12 protein-coding genes and 1 tRNA gene are annotated in these 15,808 nt (G+C 66.3%); 12 read left to right on the top strand and 1 reads right to left on the bottom strand.

What is annotated here, in order from left to right; genetic code table 11:
- Positions 1–40 precede the first annotated feature (40 nt).
- Complete coding sequence (locus ABWO17_RS14870) at positions 41–1,042, bottom strand: Hpt domain-containing protein (RefSeq protein ID WP_353119880.1); 1,002 nt, start codon at positions 1,040–1,042, stop codon at positions 41–43.
- A 238-nt stretch (positions 1,043–1,280) separates the two neighbouring features.
- Here ABWO17_RS14870 and ABWO17_RS14865 point away from each other — a divergent pair.
- From ABWO17_RS14865 to ABWO17_RS14810, 12 genes are all read left to right on the top strand, one after another.
- Positions 1,281–1,367: transfer RNA gene (locus ABWO17_RS14865), tRNA-Leu, on the top strand.
- A gap of 363 nt (positions 1,368–1,730) precedes the next feature.
- Positions 1,731–3,848: a helix-turn-helix domain-containing protein gene (locus ABWO17_RS14860; protein ID WP_353119878.1), complete on the top strand. Its 2,118-nt coding sequence runs from the start codon at positions 1,731–1,733 to the stop codon at positions 3,846–3,848.
- A gap of 805 nt (positions 3,849–4,653) precedes the next feature.
- A complete protein-coding gene (locus tag ABWO17_RS14855) occupies positions 4,654–6,564 on the top strand; it encodes a hypothetical protein (RefSeq protein WP_353119876.1) in 1,911 nt (636 codons plus the stop codon).
- Positions 6,565–6,575: 11 nt separating this feature from the next.
- Complete coding sequence (locus ABWO17_RS14850; RefSeq protein WP_353119875.1) at positions 6,576–7,124, top strand: hypothetical protein; 549 nt, start codon at positions 6,576–6,578, stop codon at positions 7,122–7,124.
- Positions 7,125–7,128: 4 nt separating this feature from the next.
- Positions 7,129–7,746, top strand: coding sequence for a hypothetical protein (locus ABWO17_RS14845; RefSeq protein WP_353119873.1), 618 nt, complete (start codon positions 7,129–7,131; stop codon positions 7,744–7,746).
- A gap of 35 nt (positions 7,747–7,781) precedes the next feature.
- Entirely contained in the window at positions 7,782–9,431 is a 1,650-nt protein-coding gene (gene pilQ, locus ABWO17_RS14840; protein ID WP_353119871.1) for a type IV pilus secretin PilQ, read from the top strand.
- A gap of 58 nt (positions 9,432–9,489) precedes the next feature.
- Positions 9,490–11,196 carry a GspE/PulE family protein gene (locus tag ABWO17_RS14835; RefSeq protein WP_353119869.1) on the top strand — a complete coding sequence of 569 codons (1,707 nt, stop codon included), beginning with the start codon at positions 9,490–9,492 and terminating at the stop codon, positions 11,194–11,196.
- Positions 11,197–11,222: 26 nt separating this feature from the next.
- Positions 11,223–12,443 carry a type II secretion system F family protein gene (locus tag ABWO17_RS14830; protein ID WP_353119868.1) on the top strand — a complete coding sequence of 407 codons (1,221 nt, stop codon included), beginning with the start codon at positions 11,223–11,225 and terminating at the stop codon, positions 12,441–12,443.
- A 160-nt stretch (positions 12,444–12,603) separates the two neighbouring features.
- Positions 12,604–13,050, top strand: coding sequence for a type IV pilin protein (locus ABWO17_RS14825; RefSeq protein ID WP_353119866.1), 447 nt, complete (start codon positions 12,604–12,606; stop codon positions 13,048–13,050).
- 65 nt (positions 13,051–13,115) lie between these two features.
- Positions 13,116–14,420 carry a type IV pilus twitching motility protein PilT gene (locus tag ABWO17_RS14820; protein WP_353119864.1) on the top strand — a complete coding sequence of 435 codons (1,305 nt, stop codon included), beginning with the start codon at positions 13,116–13,118 and terminating at the stop codon, positions 14,418–14,420.
- A 215-nt stretch (positions 14,421–14,635) separates the two neighbouring features.
- Positions 14,636–15,247, top strand: coding sequence for a pilus assembly FimT family protein (locus ABWO17_RS14815; protein ID WP_353119862.1), 612 nt, complete (start codon positions 14,636–14,638; stop codon positions 15,245–15,247).
- A 125-nt stretch (positions 15,248–15,372) separates the two neighbouring features.
- Positions 15,373–15,798 (top strand): type IV pilus modification PilV family protein, encoded by a 426-nt coding sequence (locus tag ABWO17_RS14810; protein WP_353119860.1) that lies wholly within the window; start codon positions 15,373–15,375, stop codon positions 15,796–15,798.
- Positions 15,799–15,808: the final 10 nt, after the last annotated feature.

Below are 15,808 nucleotides of genomic sequence, written 5' to 3'. Positions count from 1 at the left end.
CGGCGTTCGCGCGTCCATCGCATGGCGGGAGGTGGGACGGTCAGCCCCCCGTGTCGCCGCCAGACTCGCCTGATACGCCAGACAGGCCAGACACGCCTGACGGACCAGACAGGCCTGACAGGCCAGGCAAGGCAGACAGGGCAGACAGGGCCGCTCGCAGCCACGCAAGGGCATCGGATGCGGCGGCAACGTCGGCGGACCGGGCGGAACATTCCAGCGCCGCCGCGCAGGCGGCCCATTCCGACATGGCGTAGTTCGCCGCCATGCCGCGCACGGTGTGCGCCACGCGGGCCAGCAGCGCCATGTCTTCCGCATGCAGCGCATCGCCCGCCTGAGCGATCAGCGCCTCTGCCGTGCGCCACACGCCGGGCAGCAGCGGATGCAGTACCTTCGGCATGGCCGAAACAAGTGCCGTCCCGGAAAGCCGCTGGCCGGAAGGCACATCGGGCTCGGCCACCCGGCGCAACTGACCGCAACGGGCCAGCGCCAGCGCCACGTCTGCCAGGTCCGCAAGGTCCGCCAAGTCCGTGAGGTCCGCAAGGTCCGTAAGGTCCGTAAGGTCCGCCGGGTCCGCCGGGTCCGCAGATCCGGATGCGGCGGCAGAAGCAGCAGTTGCGGCGTTGCGATGCGGGGCGGTCGCCGGAACATATTCCCCGTCCACGGCGCGGGGCCGCAGCTCCGCCACCGGGACATCCTCCCAGCCGGGAAGCACGGCGGTGTCCGCCCCGGCAAACCGGACAACCAGACGCCCGGACGGTACGGGCATGGCGAGCGCGCCGGACATGCCGGGCGCGCCGGACATGACAGACATGGCGAGCGCGTCGGGCGCCTCACCTGGGTGTCCGGCATGCGCACGCGCCCCCGGCAGCAGCAGGGTCACCTGGGACGCCAGGGCCTTGCGCACGGCAGGGCGCGCGTCAAGCACCAGCACGAGGGGGTACCCCGTGTCCGCAGCGAGCGCTGCCGCATCGGCATGCACCTGATCCCGGTGCGCCTGTCGATTCGGGGACGGCGTGGTGCCGCCCCCCTTGGCCTTGGGCATCGTGTCTCCTTTCCCCCGGTGGACGGAACGACGCTGCGCCCCTGTCTCCTGTCACCTGTCCGCTCCGATGCTATCGGCAGGCATGAGCCTTTGCCTTAGCCCCCGCCAGCCACGCAAGTATTTTTCCGCGCCCACCAACGGCATCCGGCGTGTGCAAGACCACCGGCACCGGGCTTCGCAAGCTTTTCGAAAAAAATGCTTGCCAACTACACGGCGTTTGGCTAGAAGACCCTCCTGCGCCGAAGTGGTGGAATTGGTAGACACGCTAGGTTCAGGGTCTAGTTCCCGCAAGGGAGTGGGAGTTCGACTCTCCCCTTCGGCACCATACGACGGTAAAGGTCCCGGCATTCGCCGGGACCTTTCTGCGTTTTCAGCCCCGGCCGCCCCCGTCCGCCGTCCCTTCCGCTTTCCCGCTCCATCTCCCAGCGCCCCCGCGCCATTCCCTGTCCTGCCTGTCATGCCTGTCATGCCTGTCATGCCTGTCCTGCCTGTCCTGCCTGTCGGCTCCCCATCATCCCCGGCCATCCCCCACGCCTTCCCCAGTCAGCCCCCATGCCTGCCCCATGCGCCCCCCATTCGCGCCTACGTGTCGTTACAATTTCTCTAACCTCGTTGCCGCAAACGATAAAATCATGCATGCAGTAGCGATATTCCATTCTTGATGGTGCAACCTTTGGGGGGGAGTGCCATGCCATTTCCAACGGATCGTCAGCCATTGCGCTCCGCCGTCTTGCTGCTGCGCGGCGGCGTGGGGCTGGGTGTTTCCATTGCCTGCGTATGGTATCTCATGCGGGCGGGCCTGCTGCGCGCGCACCTTCCGCAGGTACTGACCCTGCCGGAAAGCTCTGGCGAATGGGTTATGCCCATGGCCATCGCCACCATGCTGGCGTGTGCCCGCTGCGTGGCGCTGCTGCCCCACGCCACGCGTCTTTCGCGCGTGCACGACGCAGCACTGGCGGCCATGCTGCTTCCGCTGCTGGGGCTGGTGCCGGGGCTCGGCCCACACGGCGCGGGCATTGACGTGCTTACCGGCACCCTGGCGGTGGCGGGTGCCGTCCTGCTCTTCCACGGCTGGGGCGTGCGACTGGCGGCCCTGTCCGGCCTGGATGCCGCACTCTGCTTCGCCGTGGCCACCTTTGTGGCGGAATCGGTACTGGCCGTGTCCATTTCCGGCCTTGGCGGCGCGGCCACCTGGCTGGCCCTTGGCGCGGGGCTGCCCATGCTTTCCCGGTTGCTGCTCGGCAACATCACCCTGCCGAAGGCCGACGACGAAAGGGATCCCGCCCCCCTGCGCCCCCTGCCCGCCACGCTGCTGGCGACGCTGTTCCTGGCCAGCGCGGCCTGCGGCCTGTTCTACCAGTTGCTGGACCAGTTGCCCCCGGAAAGCGACGCCACGGTCATGGCCTCCAGCGCGGTGTTCTGCGGGGTGGCCCTGTGCGCGGCCATCCTGCTGCGCATCGTTCCTTCCCTGGCTCCCCGCCACCTGTTCCGGCTGGCGCTGCCACTGCTGGGACTGGGCTTTGCCACGCTGATGCTGCTGGGCCAGCGCATGCCGCGCGTGCCCATGTTCATCCAGCTTTCGGGCAGCGCCCTGCTGGACGTATTCATGTATTCCTCGCTGCTGCACAGCGCGGGCCTGCACGCCGGACGCAACCGCGCGCGCATCATGGCCCTGTACTGGGCGCTGCTGTTCGGCTCGCAGTGGGCGGGCAGCCTGCTATTCCTGGTGCTTGGCCTGCTGCTGCCGCCGGACATCGCCCACATCCAGGTGCTTTCGCTGGCGGCGGTGTGCGCCATCATTTCCATCATGCTGGTGGTACGGCCCGACCCGGCCACCTACATGGGCTGGCGGCTGCCCGGCCATGTACCCGACGATGGCGCGGACGAGCCGATCTGCGCGGTGGACGACACCGAATGTGACGACGATGCCGCCTTGCGGACCATCCTGGCCGACCTGTCCGATCTGCCCGGTTCTCCAAACCCACCAGACCCGGCAGCCCCGGCGCCTGACCCGTTGCCGGATACGACTCCGTGCCCGGCACCTGGCGAGGCACCAGAACCGAGGCCGCTCATGCCGGGCGGTGCGACCCCGTCCATGGCCGCAGCAATCGGGCAGCACGCATCCCTCGAACAAGACGCATCACCTGGTCAGGACTCCTCGACAGGGCGTGCCGAGCCTGCCATCCCAACCACCCCGGCTGCCCAGGCAACCCCGCCGCCACGGGCAGCCACCAGCGCCTGGCGCTCTCCCGCTCCGGTGGGGGCCGACGGTGCGGAACTGCCGGTACCCGCGAACTTCAGCCTGCATGACGTGAGGACCACCGACATGAAGGACATATCGGACACGCCGCACCCGCCACATGCGCCACTTGTGTTACGCCACGCGCACCCTGCGGATTCCACCGCCGCGATCACTCCGGCGCCTTACCCCGCCATGCCGTCATCGTCCGACGCTGCCCCGTCCGCCCCCCAGGCAGCTCCGAAAAACAGCCCTGACGTGGCCCCCGCACCGTCACTCCACCCCACCTTGTTCGGCGAAGCGGCCCCGCGCACCTATCCTTCGGCACCGCCCGCCGCCTGCCTGGCCGATTCGCTGCGCCGCATGGGCCTTACCCGGCAGCAGGTGGCCGTCACCCTGTTGCTGGCGGACCGCCACAGTGGCCCGGAAATCTGCGACAGGCTGAACATTTCGTACAACACCCTGAAGACGCACGTGCGCAATATTTACCGGCAACTCGGCGTGGCCAACCAGCAGGAACTGCGCAACGCGGTCACCCTGTTCGACCCGGCCCGCCCGACCGCCTGACCGCAAGACCGTCCGATTGCCCTGCCCGCCCCATCGCGCGGCACCCCGGCCAGCCCGGCCCGCTCCACCGCCAGACCACGCGGCCAGACCACCTGATCATCCACCCACCTGACAAACCGCCCACTGCCTGACCGCCCCGCCCGCCCGACCGGCGTGCGGGGCATCGCCCGCCCGACCGGCGTGCGGGGCATCGCGCGCATGGGCGGGCCACCTCACCCGCCCTGCGGCACCATCATGGGAACGCGCACAACACGTTTCGCCATGGGGTGCGCCCGCGCCAAGGCCGCCCCCCTCAAAAATCACCCCAAATATCACCCGCGATTTCGGTATAGGGTGATTGTCTTTTCCCTTCCGCCGAATATGCTGGCGATACCGTTAGCTTTCCCCCATGCCGCGCCCCCCGGAATGCCATATGGCAAACCGACCGGGGTTTGCAGGGGGCCGGGTGATGGCGAGTGGTCTTTTTTCTAGAAAAGTTATAACACGCTCGCTCGGCAGCAAATCATTGCTGCAAGGTCAGAGCCGCTTAGAGGGGGGGATACGCCGGGCCGCAGGGGGGGCCTTTCGATCCGGCGCATTCCACACATCCACACGAGCAGAACCGGACGGACACCTCACCGTCATAACCTGCCGGTACCTATGGGTTCCGGTTGGTCATGGCGAGCGGCCGGGCATGGTCTCGCGGAACGCTTCCACCGCCACGGCGGCGGGCATCCATGCGGCACGCCCCAGGCCTTGCGATACGGCACGACAACAACGGGTGGCCCCGCGCCCCCCGCGAAACCGTAATCGGGATGGTGGTTCAATGGGTCTGCACGCCAATGCGTCTTCCACCGGGCGACTGCTCGAACTCATCCGCAAGGGCGATGCAACGCGCCCCGCTCTCCGGCCCGGACCAGCCCCATCGGGGCAACCCGGTCCCAGCAGGTGGAGCATACCGCTGCTGCGCCCGCTGAAGGAACGCCGCGTGCTGGGCGTGGAATGGCGTGGCCGCTGCCTGTACCTGGCGGAAAGCCGCCATGGCCGCGCGGGCCTGCCGGTCTTGCAGGGGGTGCAGGCCATTCGCATTCCCACTGGCATCCGGCCCGGCGACGACGCCTTTTCCTCCTTCCTGCGCCAGCAGATCCTGGACTTCTGCGGACCCGTCCCCGACCTTGAGGTGTGGGCCGCCCTGCCCGACGAACACGCCGAACACTGGCACTTCCGCATTCCCAAGGTTTCGGCCAAGGAACGCGACGACGTGGCCTTCTGGACCGCCCGCAAGGAACGCGAGTTCGACGAGCGGCAATCGGTGTTCGACTGCACCATCGGCGGCGAGATCATCGAAAAGGGCGTGCCCAAGCTTCCCGTCACCGCCACGCTGGCCGTGCGGGCCGCCCTTGGCGAGGTGCGCAACATCGTGCAGCGGGCGGGCTTTGCCCTTGCTGGCGCGGCCACGCGGGTCATCGCCTCGCACAACCTGTTCACCACCGGCTGGCTCGACCCGGCAACGGAACAGTTCGCGGTGCTGCACATCGACGAGGAATCGACCCGCATCGACATCTACTCCACGTCGCAGGTGGTGCTGAGCCGCATGGTCAAGACCGGCTTCGCCAGCCTGGCCCGCGCCCTGGTGGAATCCTCCGCCGGTACCGCCGCCCCCCTTTCCGATGCCGAGGCCCGCGCCCTGCTGCTGCGCGACAGCGCCTGCATCCTGCCCGCTCCTGCCGGGCAGGGCAGCACGGGCCAGCCCATGCCGGTGCCCGCCGCGCCGACACACCCCGTGGCCCAGCCCGCGCCGGACATCGGCGCCAGCATCGCCCCTGCCGTGGAACGCCTGGTGCGCCAGTTCGAACGCACCATGGACCACTTCGCCAACACCCTCGGCTACCCCGCCGTTTCGCGCATGTTCCTTTCCACCCCCGGCGGCTGCCTGCAACAGCTGGTGGACGAATTCGGGCGGCAGGTGGGCATTCCGTGCGCGGCGCTGAACTGCCAGCGCGGCCCGGCCACGCCCGGGGCCGAACTGGACATCGCCAAGCTGCCATCGGACTGCGCCGAGGCCCAGTGGGCCATCGGCCTTTCGCTGTCCGACGACGAACGCACCCAGAACTGCGTCAACACCTTTCGCGAGCGCAAGCAGGCCCGCCAGCGCGAGCGCCTTCGCCTGGCCGTGGCCGTGGGCAGCATGGTGATGGTGCTGTGCACCGCCATCTTCGCCAGCGTCCAGGGTGCGGCCCTGCTTTCTGCCCGTAACGAACGCGACGGGCTGCGCCAGCAACTGACCGCCTATGGCGAAACCACCGACAAGGCCAGACTGCTGGCCGCCTCGACCAAGGGCAAGGCCCTGCGCATGGCCGTGCAGTCCATGAGCAACCGCCAGGTATCCGTGGCCCTGCTGTCGGAACTGGCCGCCGTCACGCCTTCGGGGGTGCGGCTTTCCGGCCTGCGCCTGACGCAGTTGGACGACGCCCACGCCCCCGGCGCAAGGGACGCCAAGGGCAAGGGCGCGCAGAAGCCCGACAAATCGGACGCGGCCGCCCAGGCCACGGCCATGGCCGTGGTCACCGGGGTGGTAGCGGGCGACATGCTCCAGCGAGAGGCCATGTTGGCCGACTTCCTGTACCGGCTGGAACGTTCGCCCATGGTGCTTTCGGTAACGGTGGAGAAAAAGACCCCCGAAACGGGCACCGCCACGGAATCATTGCAGTTCATAGCCACCCTCAAACTGGTGTGACGGGCACAGCCATGCAAGCATCCAAAAGCACCTCGCCCTTTCTCGTCCCCGGGCTGTCCCTTGTGGCCATCGCGGGCATGGCGCTGCTGCTGATCGCGCCCGCCATGCGCGAGACGGCCCGCGTGCGCGAAGAAACCGCGCAGATTCACGCCATGCTGCGCATGCAGCAGGCCTTCGCCCCGGTCATTGCCGAAATGAAGGCCGACGCCGCCCGATTCGACACCGCGCTGGCCCGGCGCACGGCGCTTGCCGCGCCCACCCCGCCCGCCCTGACGGAGGCCATCGGCACCTTGCAGGACATGGGCAACCGCGCTTCGCTCAAGGGGGTGCGCTTTGTGCCGCTGGCGGAATCGGTGCTGGGCGGCAGCAACATGGTGCGGCTGGACGGAACCATGGACGGCCCGCTGGAATCGTTCCGCGCCTTTCTGATGCAGGTAACGGCGCAGCCGTGGCTGGACCGGGTGGAATCCATGGAAGTGACGGCAGGCACCCAGTGGCCGGGCTACAAGGTGTCCATCTGGGTGAAGGTGAACGGCAACACAACGCGCATCGGTGGGTGACGGCATGACCCGCAGGGAACAGATACTGATCGGCATGGCGGGCGTTGCGGCCATTGTGGCGGTGGTCATCCTGCTGTTGCCGTCGGGCACGTCGCGGCCCGTACCGGCGGCTGGCGCATCCGGCGGCCTTTCGTCCAGCCTGTCGGCACCGGCAAACGGCGGTGCCGCCCCATCCGCCTCGTCTGGCCCGACTACCTCATCTGGCCCATCTGGACTGACGGGACTGCTGTCCCCCGGGGCCGAGGCGCCCGGCCCGATAGTCGAGCAGGCCCGCAAGACCCTGGCCGAAGCGGTCATCACCCCCAGCCAGCTCTACGTGCTGGACGCGGCGGTGCGCCAGGCGGCGCCAAACCCCTTTTACCCGGTGCCGGGCAAGGGCGACGGCCCCGGCGGGTCGGGTGACAAGGACGGCAAGAGCGCCGCGCACGACATCGCCTACACGGGCTACGTGGCCATCGGCAACAGCGTGTTGGCCATCCTGGACGGCCTTGAATACCGCACCGGCGAAACCGTGGCGGATACCGGATACGTGGTGAAGTCGATAACGCCGGGCAAGGTCGTCCTGGCATCGCCGGGTGATGTGACCGACAGGGAAATCCCCTACTCGGGCGACGACCTGTAACCTGCGAGCAGTACGGGAGAATTCTGATGCGCTCCATGAGAAGACACGTTCCCTTGGCCCTCGTCGTCCTGCTTGCGGCGGCATTCATCCTTGGCACCCTGGGCTGCGCCAAGCGCAAGGAAGAAGCCGACCCGTTCTTCGACAAGTGGAAGGCCATGTCCACCAATTCCACGGGCTTCTCTCCCTCGCGCGAAGCGCGCGAGATAAAGCCCCGCGCCGTGCTGAAACAGGACAAGGTGGCGGAAGAGCAGGACCAGCAGGCCCGCCCCCTGCCCAACGTGCCGGTAACGCTGAAGCTGCACAACGTTGACGTGGGCGTGGCCCTGCGCAGCCTGGCCGCCGCTGCGGGCAAGAACATCATCCTCAGCCCCGGCGTGAAGGGCGCGGTGAACGTCAACGTCAACCGGGTGGCGTGGGCCGACGTGTTCAAGGGCATGCTGGACAGCAACGGGCTGGACTACGCGTGGCAGGGCGATCTGATCAAGGTCGTGACCATGGCCGACAAGAAGGCCGAGCTTGAACGCACCACGCTGGAAAACCAGCGCATGGCCCAGAAGCTGAAGGGCCGCAAGGTGGGCCCGCTGATCACCACCGTGCTCGACGTGCGCTACGCGGAAGCGGCGGAACTGAAAAAGAACCTGGAAGGCTTTCTGTCCAAGGACGACGCGGGCAAGCCCGTGGGCTCGGTGGTGGTGGACACCTTCACCAACTCGCTGATCATCCAGGGCGTGGAAGACGACCAGCGCAAGCTGATGACCCTGGTTTCCAACCTCGACAAGCCCCGCGCGCAAATCCACCTCAAGGCGCACATCGTCGAAGCCACCAAGGAAACCGCGCGCGAACTGGGCATCCAGTGGGGCGGCGTGAACCGGGTGGGCAACATGGCGGGCAGCAACGACCTGTGGATAACCCCCGGCGGCAGCGGCGGTACGGCGGGCACCAGCCCGTACACCGGCGGCTACACGCCGACATACGGCTCGTCCGGCATCAGCGGGCAGGGCAACGGCATCAACTTTCCCATCGACACCACGGGCAAGTCGGGCGCGGGCTCGCTTGGGCTGATGTTCGGCACCATTGGCGGCAACATGCTGGAAATGCAGCTTTCCGCCCTGCAGGAAAACAGCAAGATCAACATCCTGTCGTCGCCGTCCATCTCCACGCTGGATAACCAGATGGCCTACACCGAAAACGGCGAAAAGGTTCCCTACGTCTCCACCAACGCCCAGGGCGACAACGAGGTGAAGTTCGAAGACGCCGTACTGCGCCTTGAAATCACCCCCCACGTCATCGACGACAAGAACCTGAAGCTGAAGGTGCTGGTGAAGAAGGACGAGGTGGACCTTACCCGCACGGTGGAAGGCAACCCCTTCATCATCAAGAAGCAGACGGAAACCACCCTTATCGTGCAGGACGGCGAGACCATCGTCATTTCCGGCCTGACCAAGGACCGCAAGACCACGGGCCGCAGCGGCGTGCCCGGCCTGCACGACGTGGAAGGGCTGGGCTGGCTGTTCGGCAGCGATTCCAAGGGCAGCAAGCTTGAGGAAGTGCTGATCTTCATCACTCCGGCGGTGCTGCCCTACCGCGAAATGGCGGAACAGGGCGCCACGCAGCAGATCACGGTGCAGCCCGGCCAGACCGGCCAGGCCCCGACCATCGACCAACAGGTGCTGCCCCGCCAGTAGACGCGCGGGCCGCGAACCATGACGCAACACCATCACCCCGAAGCAAGGTAGGAACACCGTGCGTCAGCGTGTACGATTGGGCGAACTGCTGGTGCAGGCCGGGCTGCTGACCGAAGAGCAGCTGAAGGCCGCCCTGCGCGAACACAAGAAAAGCGGGCTGCGTCTTGGCCAGTACCTGACCAAGACCAACCTGTGCCGCGAAGCCGACGTGGTGGAAGTGGTAAGCCGCCAGTTGAAGATAGACCGGTACAGCCCGCAGCAGTACCCGCTCAGCCTGAACATGGCAGAGCGCCTGCCGCTGGACGCCGCGCAGAAGTGCAGCGCGGTGCCCTTGCAGCAGCATGGCCATGTGCTGGTGGTGGCCATGGTGGACCCGCTGGACATCGACGCGCTGGACACGCTGGAGTTCATCACCAACAGCGAAGTGGAACCGCTGATCTGCACCGAGCAGGAGTATAATCAGCTGTTCAGTGCCATCTACGGCATGTTCACCAACCTTGACGGCGTCATCGAAAGCTTGGGCGAGCTGCACACCGCCGCCACCAGCCAGACCGACGCCGCCGAGCGCGACGTGGCCGTGGACGAGCTGGCCAACCAGGCCGACCTTGCCCCCGTCATCCGGCTGGTCAATTCCATTCTGGCCCAGGCCGTGCGCGAAGGCGCCAGCGACGTGCACATCAGCCCGGAAAAGGACAGCGTGCAGGTGCGCTTTCGCATAGACGGGAAGCTGCGCGAGGCCCCGGCCCCGCCGCGCAGCGTTGCGCCCGCCGTTGTTTCGCGCATCAAGATATTGGGCAACATGGACATTGCCGTCACCCGTGTGCCGCAGGATGGCCGCTTTACCATGCACCTGGACAACCGCGAAATAAACGTGCGCGTTTCCAGCATACCCACCATCTACGGCGAAAACATGGTGCTGCGCCTGCTGGACATGAGCGGGCGCGACTACACGCTGGACATGCTGGGCATGCAGCAGAACGACCACGTGACCATCGAGGGGGCCATCCACAAGCCCTACGGCATGATCCTGTCCACCGGCCCCACGGGCAGCGGCAAGTCCACCAGCCTGTACGCCATCCTGAAAAGCATCAACCGGCCGGACATCAACATCATCACGCTGGAAGACCCGGTGGAATACCGCATCCGGGGCATCCGGCAGGTGCAGCTGAACCGCAAGGCGGGCATGACCTTTGCCAGCGGCCTGCGCTCCATTCTGCGGCAGGACCCGGACGTGGTGATGGTGGGTGAAATACGCGACGCGGAAACCGCCGCCATTGCCGTGCAGGCCGCCCTTACCGGGCACCTTGTGCTGTCCACCCTGCACACCAACGATGCGGCGGGCGCGGTAACCCGGCTTATCGACATGGGCATAGAGCCGTTTCTGGTTTCTTCGGTGCTGCTGGTTTCGTTTGCGCAGCGGCTGGTGCGCCGGGTGTGTACCAACTGCGCGGAACCGTACGAGCCGCTGCCCGCCGCGCTGGCCGCCTTCGGCCTTGCGCCGGACACGCCGGGGGCAACGTACCTGAAGGGGCGCGGCTGCCACCACTGCGCGCACACCGGCTACCGGGGGCGCACCGGGGTGTTCGAAATACTGCCCATGACCCAGATGATCCAGGAACTGGTGATACAGCGCAGCTCCACGCAGGCCATCGCCGAGGCGGCCATTACCACCGACCTCATGCGCACCCTGAAGCAGGACGCGGCGCTGAAGATCCTGCGGGGGACGACCACCGTTGAAGAGGCCGCAACTTCCGTCATGCTCTAACCGACAACGTACCTAACAGGCACACCATGCCCACCTACGTCTACACCGCGCTGAACGACAACGGCGTGAACATGCAAGGCACCATCGACGCGGACACCGCAGACGCGGCCCGTGCCCTGCTGCTGTCGCGCGGCTACGTGCCCATGAAGGTCAAGGCGCAGGGGACCAGCTTCGAATTCGGGGCGCTGGGCGACATCCTGAACCCGGTAAAGCCCAAGGAACTGATACTGTTCACCAAGCAGTTCCGCACCCTGTTCCAGGCGGGCATACCCATTACCCAACTGTTGCAGGTGTTGCAGAACCAGACCGAGAGCAAGCGGCTGAAGCGCGTTGCCGCAGACATGGCCCAATCCATCGTGGGCGGTTCCACCTTGTACGACGCCTTCAAGGCGCACCCCCGCGTGTTCAGCGAGCTGTACTGCTCCATGATGCGCGCAGGCGAGGCCAGCGGCGCGCTGGGCGACGTGATGGAACGCCTTGTGTACCTGCTGGAGCACGAACACAAGATCCGCTCCGACATCAAGTCCGCCATGCGCTACCCAAAGATGGTCATGGGCGCGCTGACCATCGCCTTTTTCGTGCTGCTAAACGTGGTCATTCCCAAGTTCGTCCTGATATTCTCGCAAGCCCGTATCCAACTGCCATGGCCCACCAAAGTCGCCATTTTCATGCACCACGCCATAACCGACTACGGGATATTATTACTGGCTGCGCTGGCAGGCCTTGTCATGGCCTACAAATGGTGGGTGCGCACCCCCACCGGCAAGTACTGGCGGGACAGCCTGCTGCTGCGCATGCCCATCACCGGCCCGGTGTTGCAAAAGTCGGTCATGGCGCGCTTTGCCTCCATTTTCTCCATCATGCAATCCAGCGGCGTTACCGTGCTGGATGCGCTGGACGTGCTGACCAACACCATTGGCAACGAGGCCATCGCGCGAGAATTCCGCAGGATACAGGACAAGCTGCGCGAAGGCCGGGGTATTGCAGACCCGTTGAAGTCCGCCCGTTTCTTCACCCCGCTGGTCATCAACATGGTGGCCATTGGCGAGGAATCGGGCAGCCTGGATTCCATGTTGAAAGACGTGGCCGCTCACTATGATGAAGAAGTGGAATACGCCGTGGCAGGCATGGCCGAAGCCATCGGCCCCATTCTCATCGTGGTTTTGGCGGCGGTGGTGGGCTTTTTCGCCCTCGCCATCTTCATGCCCATGTGGGACCTGACCCAAATGGCGGGTAAACACAGATAGCGCCGATTACGCCCATGCATGCCGGGCACGGTGCGCGGACTTTCGGGGGGGATGCGCACGCACCGGCACCAACATAGGGAGGGGGGACGGAAGGTCCGAAACCCGAATGGATTTGAACAGAGCAGGATAACGTAACACCATGCATCAGGAGGAACATCCCATGACCCAGAACAGGAAGAATCGGAAAAAGGAAGCAGGCTTCACCCTCATCGAAATCATTGCCGTGCTGGTCATTCTTGGCGTCCTGGCCGCTGTTGCCGTGCCCAAGTACTTCGACCTTCAGGAAAACGCCCGTCAGTCGGCAGTTGATGCCGCTGCTGCGGAACTTCAGGCCCGGCTGAACCAAAGCTTTGCGCAGGCTCTGCTTGCCGGTGCCACCTGCGCTGCCGCCCAAACCGCCGCGCAGACAGAGGTCAGCAACACCTCCGTTATCGGCGGTGGCTGGACCGTTAGCGGCATTTCCTGGACGGATACCACCACGACACCCGCGACCACTCTCTTCGAATCGTCCGTGTCCCTTTCGCACCCCACCGTCACGGGCGGCACCGCTATTGCCGCGTCCGAATCCGGCGGCGTCAAGGCACTGCAAACTCCTGGCTGCGACTAATGTCATCCCGGCGGCGGCGCACACCGCGCCGCCGCCCGTTCCCCCTTTACGCACAGGTATTCGCCATGAACGAGACGTTCCACCGCATCATTTCCCAGGCTGTGGCCATGGGTTGGTCCGACGTACACATTACCGGCGGACATGCCGTGGTGTACCGCAAGGACGGGGACATCGGCATGCTGCGCGATACCGTGCTTGCCCCTGCGGACGTGGACGACCTGGCGCGCAGCCTGCTGAACCCGCACCGGGCGGACATACTGCGCCGCCGCTGGTCGGTGGATTTTGCGCATACCGTGGCGGGCATCCGGGTGCGCGTGAACATTTTCAACACCACGCGGGGCCTCAGCCTGGCCGTGCGGCTGCTGGCCGGGCGCATCCCCACCCTGGCCCACCTGAACCTGCACCCATCGCTGGAAGAATTCACCCGCCTGCGGGCCGGGCTGATACTGGTGTGCGGGGCCACGGGCAGCGGCAAGACCACCACCATGGCCGCCATGCTGGACGAGATAAACCGCAACCGCCCGGCGCACATCATCACCCTGGAAGACCCCATCGAATACCGCTTCGCCTCCAAGAAGGCCTTTGTGGAGCAGCGGGAACTGGGGGCACATTTTCCGTCCTTCGAGCGCGGCCTGCTGGACGTGCTGCGCGAAGACCCGGACGTGATTCTGGTGGGCGAACTGCGCGAGGCGGAAACCATCCGCCTTGCCCTTTCCGCCGCAGAATCGGGCCATCTGGTCATTGCCTCGCTGCATTCCGCCACGCCGGAAGAAGCCCTGTACCGGCTGTGCAACGCCTTTCCGCTGGAAGCGCAAGAGCTTGTGCGGCACCAGTTGTCGTCCACCCTGCATGCTGTGGTGGTGCAACAGCTCCGCATGCACCCCGTGGCGCGGTTCCGGGTGCCGGTACTTTCCCTGCTCATCGGCTCCCACCCGGTGCGCATGCTGGTGCGCGAGGGCAAGTTTGCCCAGTTGCACAGCATAGTGGAAATGGGGCGCGGCGAGGGCATGTACACCATGGATGCCTACTACGACGACTACCTGAACAGGCCGCAGCGTTTTTCCGCCCCGTCCAACGTGTTTCGCCCCGCCCCGGAAGAGGAACAGTTGCCGGACCACGAATCGCCGCTGGTGGACCGGGGCCTTGGCACCACCCACTACGCCCCGGAAGCGGCCCGGCACCTGGCCCGCACGGGCGTGCACCCGGCAGGCGGCCCCCTTGGGGATGCCGCGCCGTCCGGCCCGTTTGGCCCGTCCGGCGCATCTGCCGTATCGGGCACGGCACGGACGGACGAACACGGCGAGACGGTGTACACACTGACCGACGAGGGCAGGCTGGAAGACGTGCTGCGGGAATTTGCCAGCCGCTAGCGCGCGGCATGTCCGGCAGCCCCTGTCCGGGTGACAATGCATGGGCGGCCACGATCGGACTGTACTATTCAGACGGCAATGATCGGACTGCACTATTCGGGCGGCGCGGGGGGGGCCACGCCGCCACGGGCACGGATGACCACGAACTTTCACGCCGTACGGGCGGGCCTGCGCCCGCCGCAACAGTCGGGCCGGGCGCCCGCCGGGCACGCACAATGACGACGCACACCACGCAGCACCCTTTCCAGCCCCCCCAGGGTGGCCATGCCGCTTCCCGCGTTGCCGATGGTCGGCACGCCGGGGGTGTGGCCACCCTTTCATCTCCTGCCGCACGCACCGGGCGCCCCGCACGCGGCAAGACCGGGCAGCGCGGCTTTACCATGATCGAGGTGGTGGCCGTGCTGGTTATCATGGCCATCATTATCGCCGTGGCCACGGAACGCTTCTTCGACCAGACCCCGGCGGAACTGGGCGGCATAACCGCCAGCGTGCGCAGCCATTTGCGCTATGCACGCACCCTGTCCATGAACAACGACGATATCTTCGGGGTGCAGATCATCTCCACCACCACCTACGCCATATTCCGCAACGGCAATACCGGCACCCGCGTGGTACTGCCCGGCGAACCCGGTACCGGCATCATCACGCTGGAGGCCGGGGCCACCTTTACCACCGGGGCCACCATCATCAGCTTCGACGCCTGGGGCAGGCCCTGCTCCAACGCGGCGGGCACCACCCTGCGCACGGCCAACACCACCGTTACCGTCAGCTACCTTGGCCAGACGGAGAACATCGTGGTGGTGCGCAACACGGGGTTTCTGCAATGAACCGGCACGCACACCCACCGCAGGCGCGCGGGCTGGCACGCCCGGCCCGTCTGGCCTGTTCCGGGCACCCTGCGCATCCGGTTCACAGGACGCACAGGGCGCACGGGGCGCACCCGGAACACCCCGTGCACGGGGGCGCGGGCTTCACGCTCATCGAAATCATCGTCACCATCGTCCTTGTGGCGCTGATGGCGGTAATGATGCTGTCCGTGGCGGGCACGGCCCTGCGCGGCAGCGCCGAAAGCTTCGGGCGGACCGTTTCGCAGGCGCAGCTGACCGACATCATCGAATCCATGACTGCCGACTACCGGGCACGGTACATCGAACAGACCGACCCCATTGCCACCATCATGCCCGTCATCGGCACTGCGGGAAGTACGCAGACCAACAACCGCTACACCACCGGGTCGTACACCGTGCTGGTGAACCGGCGCATCCGCTTCACGGGCGCTGCACCCAGCTTCACGGAACAGGCCGACAGCAGCGGCGACATGCTGCGCGTGACCATACAGGTGAACGGCGCCACCGCCACCACCCTGTTTTCGCGCTAGGGGGACATGC

It is taken from the genome of Nitratidesulfovibrio sp., assembly GCF_040373385.1.
In the GTDB taxonomy this organism is placed as follows: Bacteria; Desulfobacterota; Desulfovibrionia; order Desulfovibrionales; family Desulfovibrionaceae; genus Cupidesulfovibrio.
This window is presented reverse-complemented; position numbering and strand designations above follow the sequence as displayed.

Excerpts from the sequence above, each read along its gene's own strand:
- ABWO17_RS14855 (WP_353119876.1), top strand. The coding sequence starts at position 4,654 with ATGGGTCTGCACGCCAATGCGTCTTCCACCGGGCGACTGCTCGAACTC.
- ABWO17_RS14860 (WP_353119878.1), top strand. The coding sequence starts at position 1,731 with ATGCCATTTCCAACGGATCGTCAGCCATTGCGCTCCGCCGTCTTGCTG.
- ABWO17_RS14815 (WP_353119862.1), top strand. The coding sequence starts at position 14,636 with ATGACGACGCACACCACGCAGCACCCTTTCCAGCCCCCCCAGGGTGGC.
- ABWO17_RS14850 (WP_353119875.1), top strand. The coding sequence starts at position 6,576 with ATGCAAGCATCCAAAAGCACCTCGCCCTTTCTCGTCCCCGGGCTGTCC.
- ABWO17_RS14825 (WP_353119866.1), top strand. The coding sequence starts at position 12,604 with ATGACCCAGAACAGGAAGAATCGGAAAAAGGAAGCAGGCTTCACCCTC.
- ABWO17_RS14870 (WP_353119880.1), bottom strand. The coding sequence starts at position 1,042 with ATGCCCAAGGCCAAGGGGGGCGGCACCACGCCGTCCCCGAATCGACAG.
- pilQ (WP_353119871.1), top strand. The coding sequence starts at position 7,782 with ATGAGAAGACACGTTCCCTTGGCCCTCGTCGTCCTGCTTGCGGCGGCA.
- ABWO17_RS14830 (WP_353119868.1), top strand. The coding sequence starts at position 11,223 with ATGCCCACCTACGTCTACACCGCGCTGAACGACAACGGCGTGAACATG.
- ABWO17_RS14820 (WP_353119864.1), top strand. The coding sequence starts at position 13,116 with ATGAACGAGACGTTCCACCGCATCATTTCCCAGGCTGTGGCCATGGGT.
- ABWO17_RS14845 (WP_353119873.1), top strand. The coding sequence starts at position 7,129 with ATGACCCGCAGGGAACAGATACTGATCGGCATGGCGGGCGTTGCGGCC.